The following is a 24,164-nucleotide window of genomic DNA, read 5'->3' as shown; positions in this document are numbered from 1 at the left end:
ATAGCGACCCGGAGAATCTGTGATCACTTTGTACGCGATTTCCTACAGCCTTGCATTCAGGCTTTGAGGAAACCTAGCGTCAGCGTCGGATTTGCTCAAAATTTGTGCTATATTCCGCGCCCCGTAAAAAAGCCCGCTGGTCAAAAAATATGCAAGCTGCGAAGCCGCTGTTCGACTATCCGAAGTACTGGGCCGAGTGTTTCGGTCCTGCACCCTTCCTGCCTATGAGCCGGGAAGAGATGGATCAGCTCGGCTGGGACTCCTGCGACATCATCATCGTGACCGGCGACGCCTACGTCGACCACCCGTCCTTCGGCATGGCCATCATCGGCCGCCTGCTGGAGGCCCAGGGCTTCCGCGTGGGCATTATTGCCCAGCCGGACTGGCGCTCGAAGGACGACTTCATGAAGCTCGGTGAGCCGAACCTGTTCTTCGGCGTGGCGGCGGGCAACATGGACTCCATGATCAACCGCTACACCGCGGACCGGAAGATCCGCTCCGACGATGCCTATACCCCCGGTGGCGTTGCCGGTAAGCGCCCGGACCGTGCAAGCCTGGTGTACAGCCAGCGTTGCAAGGAAGCCTATACCCACGTGCCGGTTGTGCTGGGCGGCATCGAGGCGTCCCTGCGCCGCATCGCCCACTACGACTACTGGCAAGACAAGGTGCGCCGCTCCATCCTCATGGATGCCACCGCCGATATCCTGCTCTACGGCAACGCCGAACGGGCCGTGGTGGAAATCGCCCAGCGCCTGTCCTGGGGTGAAAGCATCGACAGCATCACCGATGTGCGCGGCACCGCCTTCATCCGCCGTGACACGCCGACGGACTGGTTCGAGATCGACTCCACTCGCATCGACCGCCCGGGCCAGATCGACAAGATCATCAACCCCTACGTCAACACTCAGGATCTGCAGGCCTGCGCGATTGAGCAGGAGAAGGGCCCGGTCGAGGACCCCAATGAGGCCAAGGTGGTGCAGTTGCTGCCCAACCCGCGCCTGACCCGCGACAAGACTGTGATCCGCCTGCCGTCCTTCGAGAAGGTACGCAACGACCCGGTGCTTTATGCCCACGCCAACCGCGTGCTGCACCTGGAGACCAACCCCGGCAACGCCCGCGCGCTGGTTCAGCGCCATGGCGACGTGGATGTGTGGTTCAACGCGCCGCCCATCCCGATGACGACCGAGGAAATGGACTACGTCTTCGGCATGCCCTACGCCCGCGTTCCGCACCCCGCATACGGCAAGGAGAAGATCCCGGCCTATGACATGATCCGCTTCTCGGTGAACATCATGCGCGGCTGCTTCGGTGGCTGTACGTTCTGCTCCATAACCGAGCACGAAGGCCGCATCATCCAGAACCGCTCGGAAGAGTCGATCATTCGCGAGATCGAGGAAATCCGTGACAAGGTGCCCGGCTTCACCGGCGTCATCTCCGACCTGGGTGGCCCGACCGCCAACATGTACCGGATTGCCTGCAAGAGCCCGGAGATCGAAAAGCACTGCCGCAAACCTTCGTGCGTGTGGCCGGGCATCTGCGAAAACCTCAATACCGACCACTCGGCGCTGATCCAGCTTTATCGATCCGCGCGTGCGCTGCCTGGCGTGAAGAAGATCCTCATCGCTTCCGGCCTGCGCTACGACCTGGCCGTGGAGTCGCCCGAGTACGTCAAGGAACTGGTGACCCACCACGTTGGCGGCTACCTGAAGATCGCCCCGGAACACACCGAGGAAGGGCCGCTGGGCAAGATGATGAAGCCCGGCATCGGTTCCTATGACCGCTTCAAGCAGATGTTCGAGAAGTACTCGAAGGAAGCGGGCAAGGAGCAGTACCTCATCCCGTACTTCATCGCCGCCCACCCCGGCACCACGGACGAGGACATGATGAACCTCGCCCTCTGGCTCAAGCGCAACGGCTTCCGCGCCGACCAGGTGCAGGCCTTCTACCCGTCGCCCATGGCCAGTGCTACCGCCATGTACCACTCGGGCAAAAACCCACTGCGCAAGGTCACGTACAAGAGCGAAGGCGTGAAAATCGTCAAGAGCGAGGAACAGCGCCGTTTGCACAAGGCCTTCCTGCGCTACCACGATCCGAAGAACTGGCCGATGCTGCGCGAGGCACTGGAGCGCATGGGCCGTGGCGACCTGATAGGCAATGGCAAGCACCAACTGATCCCGACCTACCAGCCGGCCACGGACGAGTACCACAGCGCCCGCCGCAAGAACTCCACGCCGGCCGGCAGCAACAAGGTCGGCAAGGTGCTCACCCAGCACACCGGCCTGCCGCCCCGCGCCAGCGATGGCAGCAAGCCCTGGGACAAACGCGAACAGGCCAAGGCAGCCGCTTTCGCTCGCAAGCAGGCCGAGAACAAGGCCGCGGCGTCCGAAAAGGGTGGCAAGAAGAAGCCCGCCAAGCGGCCAGTCGCGCCGCGCTGATGAAAACGCCAGCCTTCGCGCTGGCGTTTTCGTCTCTGCGCTCCTTGTAGGAGCGAGCTCTGCTCGCGAGGACCCTTACCGCGAAGTTCGCGAGCTTGCTCCTACGTCGTCTGTCGGGTTCTTCCTACAAGATATTGTTTGGCACTATAGTGCCAAAATCATAAGAAGAACCCGGTACTGCCCATGCGCCCATTCTCCCTCCTGGCCCTTGCCATCCTGCTCGCCGGCTGTGGCGACCAGGCCGACTCCCCCGTTACTCACGCTGACTTCCAGAGGGACCTGCAGGCCCGCCTGATCAAGGCCAAACCCGGCTCCGTCATCGAAATTCCCGCCGGCAAATGGCAACTGGATCGTGGCCTGAGCCTCAAGGTCAGTGGCGTGACGCTCAAGGGGGCCGGAATGGACAAGACCATTCTCAGCTTCAAGGGCCAGAAGGCTGGTGCCGAAGGGCTGCTGGTGGACGCCTCGGACTTCACCATCGAAGACCTCGCACTGGAGGACAGCAAGGGTGACGCCCTCAAGGTGGTCGGTGGCAGGAACATCGTCATTCGCAATGTTCGCACCGAGTGGACCAACGGCCCGGCCACCGAGAATGGCGCCTACGGCATCTACCCGGTGCAGACCGAAAACACCCTGATCGAAGGCGTGGTTGCCATCGGCGCATCGGATGCCGGCATCTACGTCGGTCAATCGCGCAACGTGGTGGTACGCAATAGCCGCGCCGAACGTAATGTCGCCGGCATCGAGATCGAGAACACCATTGGTGCCGACGTCTATGACAACGTCGCCACGGGCAATACCGGCGGCATCCTGGTGTTCAACATGCCCAACCTTCAGCAGCCTGGGCATGGCACGCGCATCTATCGCAACCAGGTCGAGGGCAACAACCACGACAACTTCGGCCACAAGGGCACACCGGTGGCCAGCGTGCCCGCTGGCTCCGGCGTGGTAATCAACTCCAACGACGATGTGGAAATCTTCGACAACGACATCGGCAACCATCGCACCGCCAACGTCATCGTCAGCAGCTACTTCAGCACCGGCTACAGCGACCTCTCTACCACCAGCGACTTCGACCCCTACCCGGAGCGCATCGCTATCCACGGCAATCGCTTCGGGCCCGGCGGCGACAGCCCCGACCACCTCGAACTGAAAGCCCTCAAGGTCGCCAAGTTCGGTCTCAATGGCCGCCTGCCAGACATCCTCTGGGACGGTTACGTGAACCCGGCGCGGCTGGTGGATGGCAAGTTGCCGGTGGAGTTGGGCATCTGCGTCGACAACGGCGCAGCAACCCTGGTCAACGTCGACGGGCCCAACAACTTCAAAAACATCAGCACCGACATGGCCAACCACCGCTGCACGCTGCCACCGCTGCCGGAAGTGATCCTCGCCGCGGCGGGGCAGGGGGCATGAGGGCAGCGCTGTGTCTGGCGTTCCTGCTGCTGTCCGGCTGTGGCCAGCAGCAGGAGCCGCTTTACCTGCCCGACGGCGAGAGCTACCCGGAAAAGCTCAGTGGCTGGGGCATGCTGCAACGCGCCGATGGCCAGCTGCAGCCCGCAGCAGAGGCGCTGGCCTACGACCTGAATACGCCGCTGTTCAGCGACTACGCCCACAAGTTGCGCACCTTATGGCTGCCGCCGGGCCAGGCCGCCCGCTATGGCGAGCAGCATCTCGAATTCCCCGTCGGCACGGTGCTGACCAAGACGTTCTACTACCCGAAGGATGAGCAGGGCCGCCTGCTGAAGAACACCCGCGATGATCGCGATCCGGTCAAGGGGCTGGACCTGGCCACGGTGTGGCTGGTGGAAACCCGTGTTTTGCTGCGCCAGCAGCAGGGTTGGGTAGCGCTCCCCTATGTCTGGGATGAGGCGCAGAGGGAGGCGAACCTGGAGTGGGCCGGTGCCAGCACTGCGCTTGAACTGCGCGATGAGCAGGGCGGTTCACTGCAGGTGGACTACCAGGTTCCCGACGCCAACCAGTGCGCCGGCTGTCATGAGGAAAACCACGGTGAAGGCCTGCGGCCCCTGGGACCGAAAGCGCGCCATCTGAATCGCGACCTGGCCTATCCGGAGGCTGTGGAAAACCAGCTGCAACACTGGCAGCGCAAGGGCTTGCTCCAGGGACTGCCAGCGTCGGAGAGCATTCCGCGCAATGCCCTGGCCAGCGCTCCCCGTGAAGGGGAGGACCTGGAGAGGCAGGCGCGCAGCTACCTCGATATCAATTGCGCCCACTGCCATAACCCCAAGGGGCCGGCGCGCACTTCTGGCCTCTACCTCGATCCCGCCACACCGCTCGGCATTCCCTATGGGCTCTGCAAGCAGCCTGTCGCGGCCGGCAAAGGCTCTGGCGACCGACTGGTGGATATCCACCCTGGCCAGCCGGACGCCTCGGTGCTGATCTACCGTGTCGAGAGCACCGACCCCAGCGTGATGATGCCGGAGCTGGGACGTTCCACTGCCCATGGGGAAGGGGTGGAGCTGCTGAGGCGCTGGATAGCCGGTTTACCGGGAGGGTGCTGAGCGGGGGCGTTTTCCCCTGTAGGGGGGAGCTCATTCGCCAAGCAGTCCGAAGGGCTGCCCGTGGGTGCCGATTGGAGGCAGCTGCGCCGCCCTTGGCGAATGAATTCGCCCCTACAAAGAGCATGTAGCCGCGTTCACCTGGATGTAGTCGCTTATACCCAATCGGCCTAAGCAGTCTGATGCGAATTCCCTTCTCCTTCATCTTCGGCCGCTAGGCTTGAATCTCACCTGTTGGCCCGCCGCGAACCATTTTTGTGCGGCCGGGTCATCCAGGTGCGAAGGTGGCCCTTTTCCGGTGCTCGGAAGGGCCGAAAACCGTTGGTTCGGGGGCTGGCACAAGTCTTGCGCGACTCCCGCTATCGCCCAGGCTCGCAGGAGGCACGCCGTGTCGATTCATGTCGCACTGCATCACGTCACCCACTATCGCTACGATCGTGCGGTCAATCTCGGCCCGCAGATCATCCGCTTGCGGCCGGCGCCCCACAGCCGCTCGCGCATCCTCGGCTATTCGTTGAAAGTGGCGCCGGGCAAGCATTTCATCAACTGGCAGCAAGACCCCCAGGGCAACTACCTGGCGCGCCTGGTGTTCCCGGAAAAGACCCGCGAACTGAAAGTGGAAGTGGACCTGGTCGCCGAAATGGCGGTGTTCAATCCCTTCGACTTCTTCCTTGAGCCCTACGCCGAGCAGATTCCCTTCAGCTACACGGCCGATGACCGGCGTGAGCTGGCGCCCTACCTCAGTTGCCTGCCCGCCACCCCGCTATTCGCTGACTACCTGGCACGCATCGATCTCACCCCGAAGGGCAGTGTCGACTTCCTGGTGGCGATCAACCAGCAGCTTTCCAGGGACATCCGCTACCTGATCCGCATGGAGCCGGGGGTGCAGGCGCCGGAGGAAAGCCTGGCGAAGGCTTCCGGCTCCTGTCGCGATTCCGCCTGGCTGCTGGTGCAGCTGCTGCGCCACCTGGGCCTGGCCGCACGCTTCGTCTCCGGCTACCTGATCCAGCTCACCGCCGACCAGAAGTCCCTCGACGGCCCAAGCGGTACGGAGGTCGACTTCACCGACCTGCACGCCTGGTGCGAGGTTTACCTACCGGGTGCCGGCTGGGTCGGCCTGGACCCCACCTCTGGCTTGTTCGCTGGTGAAGGCCATATACCGCTGGCCTGCAGCCCGGAGCCGACCTCCGCAGCGCCAATCAGCGGTGGCGTGGATGAGTGCGAGTGCGAGTTTTCCCACGACATGCGCATCGAACGGGTCTGGGAAGCGCCTCGGGTGACCAAGCCCTACAGCGATGAACAGTGGCAGTCCATCCGTGAGCTTGGCGCGCGCATCGACGCCGACCTCGCCGCGGGCGACGTGCGCCTGACCATGGGCGGCGAGCCCACCTTCATCGCCATCGACTACCCCGACGATCCGGAGTGGAACACGGCTGCACTGGGGACCAACAAGCGCCGCCTGGCCGCCGAACTGTTCCACCGCCTGCGCAGGCACTATGCGCCGAGCGGCCTGGTGCACTTCGGCCAGGGGAAGTGGTACCCCGGCGAGCAACTACCGCGCTGGTCGCTGAACTGCTTCTGGCGCAAGGACGGCGAGCCCATCTGGCAGAACCCGACGCTCTACGCCGATGAAAGCCGCGACTATGGCGCAGATGCCCATATCGCGGCTCGATTCCTCCGTCGGGTAGCCAATCGGTTGGGCGTGTCGGGAGACAACCAGTTCCCGGCCTTCGAGGACTGGTTCTACTACCTCTGGCGCGAGCGTAAGCTGCCCGGCAACGTCACCCCGGAAGATTCCCGCTTGGCCGACCCGCTGGAGCGCGAGCGTCTGCGCCGGGTGTTCGAACGCGGCCTGGGTGAAGTCGTCGGGCAAGTGCTGCCGCTGGCGCGGAGCGCCGCCGGAGATGCCTGGGAAAGTGGCCGCTGGTTCCTGCGCGACGAGCACTGCCGCCTGATTCCCGGCGATTCCGCCATGGGCTATCGCCTGCCGCTGGATTCCCAGCCCTGGGTCAGCGAGGCGGACTATCCCTACGTGAATCCGGCCGATCCCGGCCAGCAGTTCCCGCCGCTGCGCCGCGCCGCGCTGATCCGCCAGCAATTGCGTGACGACGTGTCGGCTGCCCATGGCGACGCTCGCGAACCGCACCTGCATCAGTCCGCCGCTGGCATCACTCGCACCGCCCTTTGCGCCGAACCCCGCGAAGGTCGTCTCTACCTGTTCATGCCACCGCTTTCCGAGCTGGAGTCCTACCTGGAGCTGGTGGCCGCCATCGAAGCCACGGCCGGTGAGCTGAATTGCCCGGTGCTGCTGGAAGGCTACGAGCCACCCGGCGACCCACGCCTGACCAACTTCCGCGTCACCCCCGATCCGGGCGTGATCGAAGTGAATATCCACCCCTCGGCCAACTGGGACGAGCTGGTGGAACGCACCGAATTCCTCTACGAGGCGGCCCGCCAGAGCCGGTTGTCCAGTGAGAAGTTCATGGTCGATGGACGCCACGTCGGCACCGGCGGTGGCAACCACTTCGTCCTCGGTGGCGCCACGCCAGCGGATTCTCCCTTCCTGCGCCGTCCGGACCTGCTGCGCAGCCTGATCAGCTACTGGCACAACCACCCTTCGCTGTCCTACCTGTTCTCCGGCCTGTTCATCGGCCCGACCTCGCAGGCGCCGCGAGTGGACGAGGCACGCAACGACGCCCTCTACGAACTGGAAATCGCCTTCGCCCAGATGCCCCAGCCCGGAACCGACTGCCCGCCCTGGCTGGTGGACCGGCTGCTGCGCAATCTGTTGGTGGATGTCTCCGGCAATACACACCGCGCGGAATTCTGCATCGACAAGCTCTATTCGCCGGACAGCAGCAGCGGACGCTTGGGCCTGCTGGAGCTGCGTGCCTTCGAAATGCCGCCCCATGCGCGTATGAGCCTGGCTCAGCAGCTGCTGTTGCGCGGGATGGTGGCGCGTTTCTGGAACGATCCTTATCAGCCACCGAAGCTGGTGCGCTGGGGCACTGAGCTGCATGACCGCTTCCTGCTGCCGCACTTTGTCCAGCAGGATTTCGAGGACGTGGTCCACGAGTTCAACGCCGCCGGCTATCCACTGCGCAGCGAATGGTTCGCCCCGCACTTCGAGTTCCGCTTCCCCAAGTACGGCGACTACCAGGTCAAGGGGATCGACCTCGAGCTGCGCCAGGCGCTGGAGCCCTGGCACGTACTGGGCGAGGAGGGCTCCGCCGGCAGCACCGTGCGCTATGTGGATTCGTCACTGGAGCGGGTGCAGGTCAAGGTCAGCGGCATGGCGCCGGATCGCTACGTGCTGACCTGCAATGGTGAGCCGGTACCGCTGCGGCCCACCGGGCGGGGCGGTGAGTTCGTCGCCGGCGTGCGCTACCGCGCGTGGCAGCCTGCCGCCTGCCTGCAACCGACCATCGGTGTGCAGGTGCCCCTGGTGTTCGATCTGGTGGATACCTGGATGCAGCGCTCCCTGGGCGGCTGCCAGTACCATGTTGCCCATCCGGGTGGGCGCAGCTACGACAGCTTCCCGGTGAACGCCTACGAGGCCGAAAGCCGGCGCCTTGTGCGCTTCTTCCGTCACGGACATACACCAGGCAAGCTGCAGGTCGGCCAACCTGTGCTCGATGACGAACTGCCGATGACCCTGGATTTGCGCCGCCCTTAGTTTCAGGCGGTATGTGCGTCGCCCCGGCCGACGGTACAGCGGCCGGGCGTCGCGCTGTCCGCTAAAGTTTCACTGCCGCCCATCTGCCGAGTCCCTTGATGTCCGAGCTGCTAGCCAACTATCCCCTGACCGCCACGGCCTACCACGAACTGCTGGATGCCGAGGGCCAGGTGCGTCCCCATTGGCAACGCCTTTTCCAGCAGATCGAGCGCAGCAGTCCGGCGCAGATGCAGCAGCGCCAGGAACTGCTGGCGCGGCAGATCCAGGAGAACGGCGTCACCTACAACGTGTACGCCGATCCCAAGGGCACCGACCGCCCATGGGAGCTGGACCTGTTGCCCAACCTGCTCTCGGCCGAGGAATGGCAGCCCATCGCCGCAGGCGTGGCCCAGCGTGCGCGCTTGCTCAATGCCGTGCTCGCTGACCTCTACGGCGGGCAGCACCTGCTGGCCGAAGGGCTGTTGCCCAGCGAGCTGGTCTATGGCCATCCCAACTTCCTCTGGCCCTGTCAGGGTGTGCAGCCGCCTGGCGGCATATTCCTGCACAGCTATGCGGTGGACCTCGCCCGGGATGCCGATGGCCGCTGGCATGTGCTGGCCGATCGCACCCAGGCGCCGTCCGGTGCCGGCTACGCGCTGGAAAACCGGCAAATCGTGTCCCGTGCACTGCCGGAGCTTTATCGCGACCTGCGCGTGCAATACCTCGCCGGCTACTTCCGCACCCTGCAAGAAACCTTGATCCGCCAGGCGCCCAGCGATGGGGAGACGCCGCTCGTGGTACTGCTCACCCCGGGGCGCTTCAATGAGACCTATTTCGAACACCTCTACCTGGCCCGCCAGCTTGGTTTCCCGTTGGTGGAGGGTCACGACCTGACGGTGCGCGACGCCACCCTCTACCTCAAGACGCTCGGCGGCCTGAAGCGCGTTCACGCCGTGTTGCGCCGCCTCGACGACGACTACTGCGATCCGCTGGAACTGCGCACTGATTCGGCCCTTGGGGTGCCGGGCCTGCTGGATGCGGTTCGCCAGGGGCGGGTGCTGGTGGCCAATGCCCTGGGCAGTGGCGTGCTGGAGTCTCCGGGTTTGCTGGGCTTCCTCCCGAAAGTCAGCCAGCGCCTGCTCGGCGAGGAGCTGCTGCTGCCAACCGTCGGCACCTGGTGGTGCGGCCAGGGGCAGGTGCTGAGCAAGTCCCCGGACGGCCTGGCTGGATTGGTGATCAAGCCGGCCTTTCCCAGCCAGAGCTTCGAACCGCTGTTCGGCCACGCGCTAGAAGACGGTGCGCTACTGGCGTTGCGCAAGCGCCTGCAGGCCCATCCCCACGCCTATGTCGCCCAGCGCATGGCGCAGCTTTCCCAGGCTCCGGTCTGGCAGGGCGATGAAGAAGGTGGCGAGCTGCACTCGCGGGCCATCGGTATGCGCGTGTTCGCCGTGGCAGGCGCAGACGGTAGCTACTGGGTGATGCCTGGAGGGTTGACGCGGGTGGCCTCGGAGGCCGATGCCGAAGTGGTATCCATGCAGCGCGGCGGTGCCAGCAAGGACACCTGGGTGCTGGCCGACCTGCCAGTGGTGGGCGAGCCGTTGCGGCCACGCACCATCGGCGCGCGCGACCTGATCCGTCAGGACCCCTATCTGCCGTCGCGGGTGGTGGAGAACCTCTACTGGTTCGGCCGCTACGGCGAGCGCTGCGACGATGGCGCGCGGCTGTTGCGGGTGGTGCTGTCGCGCTATGTGGACGCCGACGGCGACGAGCAGGCATTGCGCTCGGCACTACAACTGGCCGGCGCCATCGGCCTCGTGCCTGTCGGCAAGGAGCCCCTGGAGCAGCGCCTGCTGGCGGCTCTGCTGGACGACGAATGGCCGAGCAGCGTCAGTGCGAACCTGCGCCGCCTGCACTGGGCCGCGGCTCAGGTGCGTGGCCGGTTGTCGCGGGAGAACTGGCACGCGGTGCTGGAGCTGCACCGCGAGGCACAGGCCCTGGACCCGAAACGTACCGATCTCGGCGAGGCAATGGAGTTCCTCAATCGCCTGCTGATGTCCCTGGCGGCGCTGTCCGGCTTCGCCCTGGACGACATGACCCGTGACGATGGCTGGCGCTTCCTGATGATCGGCAGGCGTATCGAGCGGGTGCAGTTCTACGCCGACGCCATTGCCGGCTTCCTCGAAGGAGGCGCTTCCTGGGACCAGGGCGCCCTGGAGTGGTTGCTGGAGCTGGGCAACAGCACCATCACCTACCGTTCGCGCTACCTGGCATCGCCGCAGTTGATCCCGGTGCTCGACCTGCTCCTGCTGCATGACCAGAATCCCCATGCCCTGCGCTTCCAGCTGCAGGCGCTGGAACGTTCCCTCGGGCGCTTGCACCAGGAGTTCGGTGCGCCACAGGAACTGGTGCTGAGCGGGTTGATCGGGCGCCTGTTGGCTTTCGACCTGGCCACCCTCGAAGACCCTCTGTTCGGCAGCGAAAGCCTGGCCGAGGTGCTGGCCGGCCTGGCGGGACTGCTGCGGGACATCGCACAGAACGTCGGACAGGTCTCCGATCGTCTCGGATTGCGCTATTTTGCCCACGTCGACGACGTCAGCCAGCAAACGGTATCCACCTGATGCGCGCACAAGCCCAATCCATCGCCCCCGTGCAGAGCGCCCGCTACCAGGTGTTCCACGACACCCACTACCGCTATTCGGCGCCGGTGTCGCTGTCCCAGCAGCTGCTGCATCTCTGGCCGCGAGATTGCGCCTGGCAGCTGTGCGGCGGGCAGCAGCTGCTGATCGCCCCCGAGCCCACACTGCGCCAAGACCTCACTGACGTTTTCGGCAACCCGCTGACGCGCCTGGCCTTCGAGCGGCCCCATGACGAACTGCAGGTCAATGCCCGCCTGCAGATCGAAGTCCTGCCCCACGCGCCGCTGGACCTTGCCGCCTCGCCGGCCTGGGAGCATGTGCCGGCCGCTCTAAGCTTCACCGGCCGCGCCCTGTCGCCCATCGAGCTGGATGCCTGCCGCTATCGCGTCGAGTCGCCCTATGTGCGCATCAAGCGTCAATTCGCCGAGTTCGCTGCGGGCTGTTTTCCGGCTGGGCGACCCTTGCTGCAGGGCACGGCGGCGCTGATGGAGAAGATCTTCAGCGAATTCGCCTTCGATGCCGAAGCGACCCAGGTGGCGACGCCGCTGACCGAGGTGCTGGAGCGCCGTCGCGGGGTTTGCCAGGACTTCGCGCACCTGATGCTGGCCTGCCTGCGCTCCCGTGGGCTGGCGGCGCGCTACGTCAGTGGCTACCTGCTAACCCAGCCGCCGCCCGGCCAGCCCCGCCTGATCGGCGCAGACGCCTCGCACGCCTGGGTATCGGTCTACTGCCCGCGCAATGGCTGGGTGGACTTCGACCCCACCAACAACATCCTGCCCAACCTGGAGCACATCACCCTGGCATGGGGCCGCGACTTCTCCGATGTCTCGCCCTTGCGCGGTGTCATCCTCGGCGGTGGCAGCCACGACCCCGAAGTACGGGTCACCGTCATGCCCCTTTGGGAAATGGCCGTCTGAAACCCGCCTAGGTTGGTCCGAGCCCCGCGAGGCCCAACGTAGTGCTCCATCTCAGGCAGCGCATTGTTGGGTTTCCTACCTCTGCGGAACGCCGCCCGACCCAACCTGCGGGACTGTGCCGGGCGAGCACTTTGCCGGCGCCGTGCTAGCTTTTTCGGAGCCACTTCTCTCCTGCAAGGTGCTTTGCCATGGATGAAACAACCATCGTCAATGTGGGGACCGAGAAGGTCAGCGCGTTTATGACCACGGTCATGCAGTACGCCACTACCTTCGGCGTCAAGATTCTCGCGGCCATCGCCTTCTGGGTGGTCGGTCGCTGGCTCATCGGTTTTGCGGTTGGCCTGGTCCAGCGCTCCCTGGAACGACAGAAAGTGGACCCGACGGTGCTGCGCTATGTCGGCTCGTTCATCACCGTCACCCTGAACGTCCTCCTGGTGGTGGGCATCCTCGGCTTCTTCGGCATACAGACCACCAGCCTCGCGGCATTGATTGCGGCGGTCGGCCTGGCCATCGGCATGGCCTGGTCGGGGCTGCTGGCCAATCTGGCAGCAGGCGGTTTCATCATCGTCCTGCGGCCGTTCAAGGTGGGCGACATGATCAGCGCAGGCGGTGTGACCGGCACGGTGAAGGAGATCGGTCTGTTCGCAACCGCGATCAACACCCCGGACAACGTGATGACCCTGGTGGGCAACAACAAGATCTTCAGCGACAACATCCAGAACTTCAGCCACAACGAGTTCCGCCGGGTGGAGCTGAAAGCCCAGCTCTCCGGTGCTGCCGATTGGCAAGCTGCCGCAGCCGTTCTCAAGGCGCGCATCGCTGCCATCCCCAATGTGCTCACCGAGCCTCCGGTGGATGTGGAAATCCTCGAGTTCAACCTGGTGGGGCCGGTACTGGCGGTGCGGCCTTATTGCCACAACGACAACTACTGGCAGGTGTATTTCGATACCAACCGCACCATCAAGGAGGCCCTGGGCACGGACTTCCCTGCACCAATGCCGGCGCAGACCATCATCGTCCAGCAGCCGCAGGGATAACCACTTACTGCCCCCCCTCTCCCTTTGGGAGAGGGTTGGGGTGAGGCTAGTCAGATGGGCCGGAATCAGTCCTTGCGCAGGTGCAGGATCGGGAACGGCTTACCCGAACCATCCACTTCCGAGCGGTCGTACTGCACGAAACCCAGGCGCAGATAGAAACCCACGGCCTGCGGGTTCTGTTCGTTCACGTCGACGCTGCGTGCGCCCAGCGCCATCGCGCGCTCCATCAGTGCGCGGCCAATGCCCCGGCCATGCCGGGCTGGATCGACGAAGAGCATTTCCACCCTGTCCCCGACGCTGCCAATGAAGCCGGCGATCTGTCCGTCGGCACTGCGCAGACAGGCCAGCTGTACCGAGTCCAGGTAGGCGTCGCGCACCAGTGGCTTGAAGAACTGGATGTCGTCCTCGGTGAGAAAGTCATGGGTGGCGCGCACAGCGTCTTCCCAGATTTCGACCAGTCGCTGGCGGTCGGCCGGGGAAAGGGTGTTCAGGGTTTCGACTGCGATAACCATCCATGTCACCAGTGATGTTTGGCCCGGTTCCATCTGTAGAGCAGGCGGGCGAATATCTTGTAGGCGAGCTGTGCAAGGCCGTGGATCAACGGCAGGGAGAACAGTCGGGCTTTCCAGCGTTCCCCTGGCGAGTGGCGCCAGAGCACGATGAAGGCATCCACGCCCATGCGCTTGATGCCCTGCTCGTCCACAAGGTGCAGGCGCTCGCGGACGTATTCGAGGTTTTCGCCGATTTCGTCCACTGAACTGTTGTCCTGATGGACATCGGCCCATTCCACCTGGCAGGCGGTGGTCTTGCCTTTCTGGCCTTCGATTCCGGCCTTGCACACCGGGCACGCGCTGTTGAAGTAGACCTTGATCCGCTCTTCGCCTTCCATGGGCCGCTCCTGGCCGTGGGTTCGTCCCGGACAGTGTAAGGCCAGGACGGGCGCGGGGTCAGTGGTGCTTGCGGTCGACCCACTTGGGCGCGCTGCTTGGGCGCCAGGCTTCCAGGCGGTCCAGCAGGGTCTCCGGGTGGCCGCCGACCTGCAGCATGCCGCGGTGCTGATCGCGGACGAAGCGCTCTTCCACCAGGTGGTCGAGGAAGTCGGTGAGCTTGTCGTAGAAGCTGTTCACTTCCAGCAGGCCCAATGGCTTGCTGTGGTAGCCCAGCTGGCCCCAGGTCCAGATCTCGAACAGCTCTTCCAGGGTGCCCAGACCGCCGGGCAGGGCGATGAATGCGTCGGACAGCTCGGCCATGCGTGCCTTGCGTGCGTGCATGCCGTCCACCACTTCCAGGCGGGTCAGGCCCTTGTGGCCGATCTCCGCGTCCATCAGGCTCTGCGGAATCACCCCGATGACTTCCCCACCGGCAGCCAGGGCAGCATCGGCCACTGTGCCCATCAGGCCGACAGCGCCGCCGCCGTAGACCAGCGTGATGCCCCGCTCGGCCAGGGTGTGACCCAGGAGGGCGGCTGTTTCACGGTAGATAGGCTTGGCGCCGGGGCTGGCACCGCAGAACACGCAGATGGAACGCAAGGACATGGGGGACTCCTCGTGCGAAAAAAGCGCGCAAGAGTACCGATTTAGTCCTTGGGCTCCAAGCTGTACGAGTGGTCAACTTCCGAACGGTAGGCGCCGGAATCAGTCGGCGCAGCCGCCGCATACCCCGGCGACACAAGCGGCGAGCAGGCTTGGCGGGACGTTCGTGGCGCATCTCCTTCTGGACGAGTGGCGCCATGCCAGGGCGGCACCGGGTCGGGCCACCCTGTGATTGCATCGATCAATCCGGTAGATCAGGCCAGCTTCAGCAGCTCCGCCGCCGTCATCCCCGACAGGCCCAGCAGGCAAAGGCCACAGGCGAGATAGGTGAGGCGGTGCCAGAGGGTGGAAGCGGCACGGCGGAACCAGTCCACCAGGCCGGCGCAGATAAAGCACCAGAGCAGCGAAGACAGCATGAAACCGCCGAAGAACACTGCAAGGTGGGTCGGTGTCGGTTCGGCCACGCCCACTGCCGCCATGGCACCGCCCATGGCGGCCCAGTAGACGATGTTCTGCGGGTTGGTCAGCGACAGGGCGGCGCCAGAGGCGAAAGCACCGCCGCTGGCACCTTGCTCTTCGGTCGAGGGCTGCGGCGGGCGATGGGCGTCACGCAGCGACTGCAAGCCGAGCCAACCCAGATACAGGGCACTGGCGATGGTCAGGGGGTAGCGCACGGTGGCGCTGTCCAGCAACAGGGCGAGGCCGGTAAGGCCCAGCGCGGCCCAGGTGGCATCGCCCACCAGCGAGCCGATCTGCACCATCAGCGCGGGCTTGTAACCGTCGCGCAGGCCGCGGCGCAGGGTTTCGCTGAACACCGCGCCGGGTGCTGCGTTGAAGACGAATCCGAGAAGCATCGCAGCGATGAAGAAGGACAACATGAGTCTTGAAATTCCTTGTTTCAGACGGGTTGCGGCCTGTTGCCGCACGATATGGGAACTCGTGGATAAATGGTGCAGTCTCCCTTCTTGGGCATTTCTGCCCTTTCTGCCAAGGAGACTCCCATGATTCGCAAGCTCGTCGTTGCATCCGTGCTGGCCCTGGCCAGTGCACCTCTGCTGGCTGCTGAATGTACCGTGGATGTGCAAGGCACTGACCAGATGACTTTCGATACCAAAGAGATCAAGGTCAGCAAAAGTTGCAAAACCTTCACCGTGAACCTGAAGCACTCGGGCAAGCTGGCCAAGAACGTAATGGGCCACAACTGGGTGCTGAGCAAGACCACCGATGCCCAGGCCATTGCCACCGAAGGCATGACCGCCGGCCTCGACAAGGACTACATCAAGGCCGACGACCCCCGCATCATCGCCCACACCAAGATGATCGGCGGTGGCGAGAGCGCCAGTGTGACCTTCGACGTGTCCAAGCTGGCTGCCGGTGAGGGCTACGAGTTCTTCTGCTCGTTCCCGGGGCACGTGTCGATGATGAAGGGTACCCTGGCCCTGGTCGACTGACCTCAGGTGAACGCAAAAAAGGCCGCTCCGTGTAGCGGCCTTTTTTTGTTTCTGGAGCGAGCGCGGGCGTACATCTCTGTAGGGGCGAATGAATTCGCCCCTACTGGCCTGCGGTCATCTTGAAGATGCCCTGGGCATTGCCGCTGTCGAAGTTAAGGTCCAGTCGGGCCTCTTCCGGATCGAGCTCGCGCTGGATGAATTCCACGAATGAACCCGGCACCTCCCGCTGCACGGTCCGGCCGTTGGCGTCGATGAAGTCGCGCTGCACCTGCACGGCGCGGTAGGCGGTTTGCATCACCCGGCCGGACGCCGAGACTTCGATACTGGCCTTCATCGGCCGGCCCTTGGCATTTTGCTCATCGACCACCGACTGCAGGTTGGCGACCCGGTCGGTGAGGTGATTGAACATGTTGCCCTCAGTGGCGATCCAGGCCATTTCCACGCTTTCGTCGCGCAGCAACTGGTAGTCGCTTTCTTGCACCACACCGTGCTGACGGTTAAAGGCGCGATAGAGCGCGGGTAGCAGGTGCCGAGCCTCGGCCTCGCTGCATTGGCGCTGGCGCCAGAGGGTGTCGAGGATGGCCTTGTGGCTGGCGTCCAGCGGGTCGCGGCTGTCGCCCACCACGCGGCTCACCGCCAGCTGGAAGCTCTCGCCGAAGCGGCCCGGATGGAGTTCTGAGACGAAGAACTGGGCGATGTCCTCGGGAAGGTCCATCTGCCGGTAGGCATAACCGGTCATCTTCAGTCGGGTCAGCGGATAGGTGCGCACATCGGCGAACCCCAGGGGCTCCAGCAACCGGGCGAAGGCCAGGCGGCCACGGGGCAGGGCGCCGTTATCCGGCCAGTCGACGGTGCGGATGGCACCGTGATCGAACACCACCTGGCGGCCTTTGGCTTTTTGCTCTTCCACATAAGTACGACCAATGGGCACCGCCTCCACCAGCTTGTGGAACAGGCAGAGATTCAGTGCCTCGGCCAGCCAGGCGCGGTGCACGGCGGCGTTACTGAATGGAAAGGCAGACAGGCTCGTGGGGATTTCCACATGGGCTTCGACCCAGCGGGCGGCGGGCTCGCCGATCACGCTGGCGACCAGGGCAAAAAGGCGTTGGTTGGTGGACATGGAACGATTCCGGGATGGAGAAAAGGTGAGCCTATCCAAGCAGCCCGGCGGCGGTGGGGCAAACGAAAAAATCCGGCGGGTTCATTCCGTTTTTTCCTGAATGCGTCGCGCTGTGGTACGTGCATTCAATGTAGGGGCGAATGAATTCGCCCCTACGGAAGAGAAGTTCGCAAATTTCCTGACAAGCCAGCGCTCGTTACTCCTGATCCATCTGCTCCAGCATCCAGCGCACGAAACCCTTTACCTTCGGCACTTCCGCTGCGTGCTCGGCGTAAGCCAGGTAGTAGGCATTGCGGCTGGGCATGGGGTGATTCCAGGGGATCACCAGCTTGCCTTCCTGCAACTCTTCCTCCACCAGGAATCGCGGCAGCAGGGCTACGCCGCAGCCGGCCTGGGCGGCGCGGATGCACATATAGGACGTGTCGAAGCGTGGCCCGTGGTAGCTGTGTTCGGTGTGCCGGTCCTGGCTCTGGAACCATTCATGCCAGGCTTCCGGGCGGGTCGCGTTCTGCAGCAGCACCAGTTCGGTGAGCTGAGTCGGCTCGGTGAAAGGCTGCTTCGGCATCGCGCCGGGGGCGCAGACCGGTACCACTTCCTCGCTGAACAGGCGGATGCACTCGGCGCCAGGCAGCGCGCCATGGCCGAAGTAGAAGGCCACGTCGCAACGCCCCTGGACCAGGGCATTGGGTTCCAGTTCATTGCGCAGGTCCAGGTGCACATTCGGGTGTCGCAGCCGCCAGCCCTTGAGTCGCGGAATCAGCCAGCGCGCACCGAAGGTGGGCGGGGTGGCGACCCGCAGCACTTCGGTATCGCCGCCGTAGGACAGCATGTAGTGGGTGGACATCTCCACCTGGGCGAGAATCTTGCGCACTTCGGTCAGGTACAGCGAGCCCGCCGGGGTCAGCTGCAGGCGCCGGCGTACGCGGCGGAACAGGAGGTGCTGGAGCAGTTCTTCCAGCTGCGCCACCTGCTTGCTCACCGCACTCTGGGTCAGGTTCAGCTCCTCTGAGGCGCGGGTGAAACTGAGGTGACGGGCCACCGCTTCGAAGCATTGCAGGGCGGTGATCGAGGGCATGTGGCGTTTGAGCATCGGGTTTTCTCGGGGCGGGCCGGTACATGAGTAAACGGAATGATATGTGTCGGAAAGGTCGTTTGTTGGCAAGCCCTTTTCGCGGCTATTACTGGTGCCATTCCGATTCAGCGCTGAACCGGTAGGAGCGAGCTCGCTCGCGAAGCCTTCGCCAGCACGCTGGCTCCTACAGCGATCGCGCCATTACTTGCCGAAACAGGAGTTCCCATGGTTGCCGCACTGCTTGACCGCCTCGGTGTCGATTCATCCCTCTACCAACAAGGCGATCACGCCGTTCATTCGCCCATCGACGGTAGCCGCATCGGTACCGTGCGCCTTGAAAGCCGCGCGGAAGTCGAAGCGAAGATCGCTCGTGCAGCCGAAGCCTTCCACGCCTGGCGCAAGGTGCCGGCGCCGCGTCGCGGCGAGCTGATCCGCCAGTACGGTGAAGTGCTGCGCCAGTACAAGGCCGAGCTGGGGGAACTGGTTTCCTGGGAAGCCGGCAAGATCACCCAGGAAGGTCTGGGCGAGGTGCAGGAAATGATCGACATCTGCGACTTCGCCGTCGGCCTGTCGCGCCAGCTATACGGGCTGACCATCGCCTCCGAGCGCCCCGGCCACCACATGCGTGAAACCTGGCATCCGCTGGGTGTGGTCGGTGTCATCAGCGCGTTCAACTTCCCGGTTGCCGTCTGGTCGTGGAACACCGCGCTGGCGCTGGTATGCGGCAACCCGGTGGTGTGGAAACCTTCGGAGAAGACTCCGCTCACCGCGCTGGCCTGCCAGGCGCTGTTCGAGCGCGTGGCGAAGAATTTCAGTGACGCTCCGGCCAACCTCAGTCAGGTGGTGATCGGCGCTCGCGAAGCCGGCGAAGCCCTGGTGGATGACCCGCGCGTGGCGCTGGTCAGCGCCACCGGCAGCACCCGCATGGGCCGAGAAGTCGCTCCTCGAGTTGCGGCGCGCTTCGCCCGCAGCGTGCTGGAGCTGGGCGGTAATAACGCCATGATCCTTGCCCCTAGCGCCGATCTCGACCTGGCGGTACGCGCCATTCTCTTCAGCGCCGTTGGCACTGCCGGCCAGCGCTGCACCACCCTGCGCCGCCTGATCGCCCATGAATCAGTGAAGGCCGAGATCGTCGAGCGCCTGAAGGCTGCCTATTCCAAGGTGCGCATCGGCCATCCGCTGGAGGGCAACCTGGTCGGTCCGCTGATCGACAAGCAGAGCTTCGAGGGCATGCAGCGTGCGCTGGAGCTGGCTCGCGCCGAAGGCGGCACGGTGTTCGGTGGCGAGCGCCAGCTGGCCGATCGTTACCCCAACGCCTATTACGTATCACCGGCCATCGTTGAAATGCCCGGCCAGAGTGCCGTGGTCTGCCACGAGACATTCGCCCCGATTCTCTACGTGGTCGGCTACAGCGATTTCGAAGACGCCATCGCCCTCAACAACGCCGTGCCCCAGGGCCTGTCGTCCTGTGCGTTCACCACCGATGTGCGTGAAGCCGAGCTGTTCCAGTCGGCGGTGGGCAGCGACTGTGGCATCGCCAACGTCAACATCGGCCCGAGTGGCGCGGAGATCGGCGGTGCCTTTGGTGGCGAGAAGGAAACCGGAGGTGGCCGCGAGTCCGGCTCGGACGCCTGGAAGGCCTACATGCGCCGCCAGACCAACACCGTGAACTACTCTCACGAGCTGCCGCTGGCCCAGGGCATCACCTTCGACTAAGGATTGCACTCCATGACCCTGCGCCAGGAATGCCTCTGGGAATATCTGACGCCACAACTGCCGGAAAGCCCGGTCTTGCACGGCGAGGTCAAGGTCGATGTCTGTGTGATAGGGGCCGGCTTCACCGGCCTCTCCGCAGCCTTGCACCTGCTGGAAGCGGGTAAGCGTGTCTGCCTGCTGGAAGCCCATACCGCTGGCCACGGCGGCTCCGGGCGCAACGTCGGGCTGGTCAACGCCGGCATGTGGATTCCGCCGGATGAGATCGAGGCCGGCCTCGGTCGCACGGTTGGCGAGCGCCTCAATCGCACCCTGGGCGCCGCACCGTCACTGGTTTTCTCCCTGGTGGACCGCTATGGCATCGACTGCCAGTTGCGCCGCGAGGGCACTCTGCATATGGCCCACAACGCTCGTGGCCAGGCCGATCTCGCCAGCCGTTGCGAGCAATGGCAGCGCCGTGGCGCGCCGGTTGAACTGCTGACCGGCAACGCCTGCCGCGACGCCACCGGCACAGACAGGATTGCCGCCGCGCTGCTCGATCGCCGCGCCGGGACCCTCAATCCGATGGGGTACACCCGTGGCCTGGCCCGTGCGGTGAAATACCTCGGCGGCCAGCTCTTCGAGCATTCGAAGGTTTTGCGCCTGGAGCGCCAGGGCGCCGACTGGTGTGTGATCAGCGAGCACGGCGTGGCCATCGCCCCGCAGGTTGTGATCGCTTCCAATGCCTACACCGAAGGCGAGTGGACCGAACTGCGCCGCCACTTCTTCCCCGGTTATTACTACCAGGTGGCTTCCACGCCGCTCTCGGGTGAGGCCGCCGCGCGCATCCTGCCGGGCGGCCAGGGTTCGTGGGATACCCGGCAGGTGCTCAGCAGCATCCGCCGCGATGCCGCCGGACGCCTGCTGCTCGGCAGCCTGGGTAATGGCTCGCGCAAGCCGGACTGGTTCCTGCGCGCCTGGGCCGATCGCATCCAGCGCCACTACTTCCCGTATCTGGGCAAGGTGGACTGGGAGTTCACCTGGACCGGTTGTATCGACTTCACTCCCGACCATCTCATGCGCCTCTACGAGCCGGCGCCGGGACTGCTGGCCTTCACCGGCTACAACGGTCGTGGAGTGACCACCGGCAGCGTGGTAGGCAAGGCGTTCGCCGACTATCTGCTCAGTGGTGACGAAACGGTCCTGCCGATGCCCTTCCAGCCCATGCGGGCGGTAGCGGCGGTAGGGTTGCGCAGTTCGCTCTACGAAGCAGGTTTTTCGCTCTACCACGCGGGGCAGTGCCTGCGTGTGGTGATCTGATAGGAAGGGCGGGATGGAGTAGGGTGGACCGCGCTTCACCGGTCCACCATGGTGCGTCAGGGCTGGCATCGGATGGTGGCAATGAAGAAGCGATATCCACCCTGCGAAAAGCCGTCATTCAGCGCTTCGTCGAAGTGAGCGATGTGCATTGGGTTCGCTGGGCTCGTGATGCAGATCGCAAAAAAAATGCCTGCACTGCTTTCGGGCGATGGGAATTTTCTTGCAGGATTGGGGGAACGGTAACAGTGCGGAGTGGGAAAATTCGCGCACCAGTGATGTGCAAATAAGTACCGCGAGTCTATTGTTAGCGAATCTGCTGGCACACTGATGCCGTGCAGCTTCCAGACACGTCCGGAAATTAATCGGTTAGATTTGGAAGTCATTGATTTAAAAGAATAAAAATAATAAATCGAGGAGGTGGGAACAGCCTTTCAGGGCGCGGAGCAACTACAAGAATTAATGGCACGCCACTTGCTGAACACGAGCGCTAACCCTAAAAACCTCAGGAGCAAAACTCCATGTCGCAGAAGATTTTCAGAAAAGGCTTTCTGGCTCTGGCGGTTACCACCGCGCTGGGCATTTCTTCCGTTGTACAGGCTGATGTAGTCATTGGCGTAGCCGGGCCGCACACCGGCGCGAACGCCTCGTTTGGGGAACAATACTGGCGCGGTGCTTCCCAGGCCGCCGAAGATCTCAACGCCGCCGGTGGTATCAACGGCGAGAAGATCAAACTGGTGAAAGCCGACGACGCCTGCGAGCCGAAACAGGCCGTGGCCGTTGCCAACCGTCTCGTCGACCAGGACAAGGCCATCGCCGTTGTCGGTCACTTCTGCTCCTCCTCCACCATTCCTGCTTCCGAGGTCTACGACGAAGCCGGCATCCTCGCCATGACACCGGGCTCCACCAACCCGGCAGTGACCGAGCGCGGCCTGTCCGGCATGTTCCGCATGTGCGGTCGTGACGATCAGCAAGGCATCGTGGCCGGCGACTACATCGTCGACGTGCTGAAGGCCACCAAGGTCGCGATCATCCACGACAAGGACACCTACGGTCAGGGCCTGGCCGACGCCACCAAGGCACAGCTGGCCAAGCGCGGCGTGAAGGAAGTCCTGTACGAAGGCCTGACCCGCGGTGAGAAAGACTTCAACGCCCTGGTCACCAAGATTCGCGCCTCCGGCGCCGAGGTCGTCTACTTCGGCGGTCTGCACCCGGAAGCCGGCCCGCTGGTTCGCCAGATGCGTGAGCAGGGCCTGACCGCCAAGTTCCTCTCCGGCGACGGCATCGTGACCGACGAACTGGTCACCACCGCCGGCGGCCCGCAATACACCAAGGGTGTGCTGATGACCTTCGGCGCCGACCCCCGCAAGATCGCGGACGGCAAGGCGGTGATCGAGAAGTTCCGCGCCGGCGGCTTCGAGCCGGAAGGCTACACCCTGTATGCCTATGCGACCCTGCAAGCCCTGGCTGCCGGCTTCAATGGCGCCGGTTCCAACGACCCGGCCAAGGCTTCCGAATGGCTGAAGGGCCATCCGGTGCAGACGGTGATGGGCAAGAAGGAGTGGGACTCCAAGGGCGACCTGAAAGTCTCCGACTACGTGATCTACGAGTGGGATGACAAAGGGAAGTACTCCCAGCAGTGATAGGCGGCTCGCACTCCGCAAGGAGCGCGAACCGTTAGCTCGGCTGACCGGCCAGGCGCTACCCGCGCCTGGCCGGTCGGTGCATTCCGGGAAACTGCTGAAGTCCTATTCTGCTCGAGCCGGGAGTCCCGAACTCCCGATCCGGTAATTCAGTGGTGCCCGTCTGATTCCACTCGCGGGAGCTGGCCGAACCCAAGGCCGGACCCCCAAAAGACGAGACAGAGTGATGGACGGTATTATCCTGCAACAGCTGATCAACGGGCTGACCCTCGGGTCGGTCTACGGTCTGATCGCCATCGGTTACACCATGGTTTACGGCATCATCGGCATGATCAACTTCGCCCACGGCGAGGTTTACATGATCTCCGCCTACATCGCCGCGATCACCCTGGCCATCCTGGCCTTCTTCGGACTCGAATCCTTCCCGCTGCTGATCCTTGGCACCTTGCTGTTCACCATTGCGGTGACCGGCGTGTACGGTTTCGTGATCGAACGCATCGCCTACAAGCCGCTGCGCAACTCTACCCGCCTGGCGCCCCTGATCTCCGCCATCGGCATGTCGCTGATCCTGCAGAACTACGTGCAGCTCAGCCAGGGCGCCCGCCAGCAAGGCGTGCCCACCCTGCTCGACGGCGCGCTGAAGTTCCATATCGGTGATGGCTTCGTGCAGCTCACCTACACCAAGGTGTTCATCCTGGTGGCGGCCTTCCTCGGCATGGCGGTGCTGACCTACATCATCCAGCGCACCAAGCTCGGCCGCATGTGCCGCGCCACCCAGCAGGACCGCAAGATGGCGTCGATCCTCGGTATCAATACCGACCGGGTGATCTCCTACGTGTTCGTCATCGGTGCTGCCATGGCGGCCCTGGCCGGCGTGCTGATCACCATGAACTACGGCACCTTCGACTTCTATGCCGGCTTCATCATCGGCATCAAGGCGTTCACCGCCGCGGTGCTCGGCGGCATCGGCTCGCTGCCCGGCGCCATGCTTGGCGGGATCATCCTGGGCATCGCCGAGGCGCAGTTCTCCGGCATGGTCAACACCGACTACAAGGACGTGTTCAGCTTCTCCCTGCTGGTACTGATCCTGATCTTCCGTCCCCAGGGCCTGCTGGGCCGCCCGCACGTCGCCAAGGTGTAA

At 64.1% G+C, this 24,164-nt stretch carries 18 protein-coding genes; 12 read left to right on the top strand and 6 right to left on the bottom strand.

Features of this window, described 5'->3' with window-relative positions; all coding sequences use genetic code 11:
* Positions 1-149 precede the first annotated feature (149 nt).
* The 7 genes from SA496_RS23380 to SA496_RS23350 all read left to right on the top strand — a co-directional run bounded on the left by SA496_RS23380 (position 150) and on the right by SA496_RS23350 (position 13,196).
* Positions 150-2,435, top strand: a complete 2,286-nt coding sequence (locus tag SA496_RS23380; RefSeq protein WP_120654256.1) for a YgiQ family radical SAM protein — start codon at positions 150-152, stop codon at positions 2,433-2,435.
* 183 nt (positions 2,436-2,618) lie between these two features.
* Complete coding sequence (locus tag SA496_RS23375) at positions 2,619-3,848, top strand: parallel beta-helix domain-containing protein (protein ID WP_330114545.1); 1,230 nt, start codon at positions 2,619-2,621, stop codon at positions 3,846-3,848.
* Entirely contained in the window at positions 3,845-4,954 is a 1,110-nt protein-coding gene (locus SA496_RS23370; protein WP_120654258.1) for an SO2930 family diheme c-type cytochrome, read from the top strand. The genes SA496_RS23375 and SA496_RS23370 overlap by 4 nt, the downstream gene beginning before the upstream one ends.
* A gap of 385 nt (positions 4,955-5,339) precedes the next feature.
* Positions 5,340-8,627, top strand: a complete 3,288-nt coding sequence (locus SA496_RS23365; protein ID WP_120654259.1) for a transglutaminase family protein — start codon at positions 5,340-5,342, stop codon at positions 8,625-8,627.
* Between the two features lie 98 nt (positions 8,628-8,725).
* A complete protein-coding gene (locus SA496_RS23360; RefSeq protein ID WP_120654260.1) occupies positions 8,726-11,224 on the top strand; it encodes a circularly permuted type 2 ATP-grasp protein in 2,499 nt (832 codons plus the stop codon).
* Complete coding sequence (locus SA496_RS23355) at positions 11,224-12,159, top strand: transglutaminase family protein (protein ID WP_153918090.1); 936 nt, start codon at positions 11,224-11,226, stop codon at positions 12,157-12,159. Before SA496_RS23360 ends, SA496_RS23355 begins: the two co-directional genes overlap by 1 nt.
* A gap of 188 nt (positions 12,160-12,347) precedes the next feature.
* The gene (locus tag SA496_RS23350; protein ID WP_120654262.1) at positions 12,348-13,196 is read left to right on the top strand and encodes a mechanosensitive ion channel family protein; all 849 of its coding nucleotides are present in this window, start codon (positions 12,348-12,350) and stop codon (positions 13,194-13,196) included.
* Between the two features lie 65 nt (positions 13,197-13,261).
* On the opposite strand, the gene SA496_RS23345 is transcribed toward SA496_RS23350, so the two are convergent.
* The 4 genes from SA496_RS23345 to SA496_RS23330 all read right to left on the bottom strand — a co-directional run bounded on the left by SA496_RS23345 (position 13,262) and on the right by SA496_RS23330 (position 15,606).
* Complete coding sequence (locus SA496_RS23345) at positions 13,262-13,708, bottom strand: GNAT family N-acetyltransferase (RefSeq protein ID WP_120654263.1); 447 nt, start codon at positions 13,706-13,708, stop codon at positions 13,262-13,264.
* Between the two features lie 5 nt (positions 13,709-13,713).
* Positions 13,714-14,085 carry a thiol-disulfide oxidoreductase DCC family protein gene (locus SA496_RS23340; RefSeq protein ID WP_120654264.1) on the bottom strand — a complete coding sequence of 124 codons (372 nt, stop codon included), beginning with the start codon at positions 14,083-14,085 and terminating at the stop codon, positions 13,714-13,716.
* A 58-nt stretch (positions 14,086-14,143) separates the two neighbouring features.
* On the bottom strand, positions 14,144-14,731 hold the full coding sequence (locus SA496_RS23335; RefSeq protein ID WP_120654265.1) for a TIGR00730 family Rossman fold protein: 588 nt from the start codon (positions 14,729-14,731) through the stop codon (positions 14,144-14,146).
* Between the two features lie 251 nt (positions 14,732-14,982).
* On the bottom strand, positions 14,983-15,606 hold the full coding sequence (locus SA496_RS23330) for a LysE family transporter (protein WP_120654266.1): 624 nt from the start codon (positions 15,604-15,606) through the stop codon (positions 14,983-14,985).
* Between the two features lie 123 nt (positions 15,607-15,729).
* Here SA496_RS23330 and azu point away from each other — a divergent pair, with 123 nt between their 5' ends.
* A complete protein-coding gene (gene azu, locus SA496_RS23325) occupies positions 15,730-16,179 on the top strand; it encodes an azurin (RefSeq protein WP_330114544.1) in 450 nt (149 codons plus the stop codon).
* A 100-nt stretch (positions 16,180-16,279) separates the two neighbouring features.
* Here the strand turns inward: azu and SA496_RS23320 are convergent, their stop codons facing one another.
* Both SA496_RS23320 and SA496_RS23315 read right to left on the bottom strand, forming a co-directional pair.
* Positions 16,280-17,299, bottom strand: coding sequence for a DUF1338 domain-containing protein (locus tag SA496_RS23320; RefSeq protein WP_330114543.1), 1,020 nt, complete (start codon positions 17,297-17,299; stop codon positions 16,280-16,282).
* A 196-nt stretch (positions 17,300-17,495) separates the two neighbouring features.
* A complete protein-coding gene (locus tag SA496_RS23315) occupies positions 17,496-18,389 on the bottom strand; it encodes a LysR family transcriptional regulator (protein ID WP_120654269.1) in 894 nt (297 codons plus the stop codon).
* 207 nt (positions 18,390-18,596) lie between these two features.
* Here SA496_RS23315 and amaB point away from each other — a divergent pair, with 207 nt between their 5' ends.
* The 4 genes from amaB (at position 18,597) to SA496_RS23295 (ending at position 24,164) form a co-directional block, all read left to right on the top strand.
* Complete coding sequence (gene amaB, locus SA496_RS23310) at positions 18,597-20,087, top strand: L-piperidine-6-carboxylate dehydrogenase (RefSeq protein ID WP_330114542.1); 1,491 nt, start codon at positions 18,597-18,599, stop codon at positions 20,085-20,087.
* 12 nt (positions 20,088-20,099) lie between these two features.
* The gene (gene amaA / locus SA496_RS23305; RefSeq protein ID WP_120654271.1) at positions 20,100-21,383 is read left to right on the top strand and encodes an L-pipecolate oxidase; all 1,284 of its coding nucleotides are present in this window, start codon (positions 20,100-20,102) and stop codon (positions 21,381-21,383) included.
* 518 nt (positions 21,384-21,901) lie between these two features.
* Positions 21,902-23,023, top strand: a complete 1,122-nt coding sequence (locus tag SA496_RS23300) for a branched-chain amino acid ABC transporter substrate-binding protein (RefSeq protein ID WP_120654272.1) — start codon at positions 21,902-21,904, stop codon at positions 23,021-23,023.
* Positions 23,024-23,249: 226 nt separating this feature from the next.
* The gene (locus tag SA496_RS23295; RefSeq protein ID WP_120654273.1) at positions 23,250-24,164 is read left to right on the top strand and encodes an ABC transporter permease subunit; all 915 of its coding nucleotides are present in this window, start codon (positions 23,250-23,252) and stop codon (positions 24,162-24,164) included.

This window comes from Pseudomonas sp. JS3066 (genome assembly GCF_036328175.1).
GTDB lineage: Bacteria > Pseudomonadota > Gammaproteobacteria > Pseudomonadales > Pseudomonadaceae > Metapseudomonas.
Note: the sequence above shows the minus strand (reverse complement) of the source record. Positions and strands in the feature narration are given on the sequence as shown.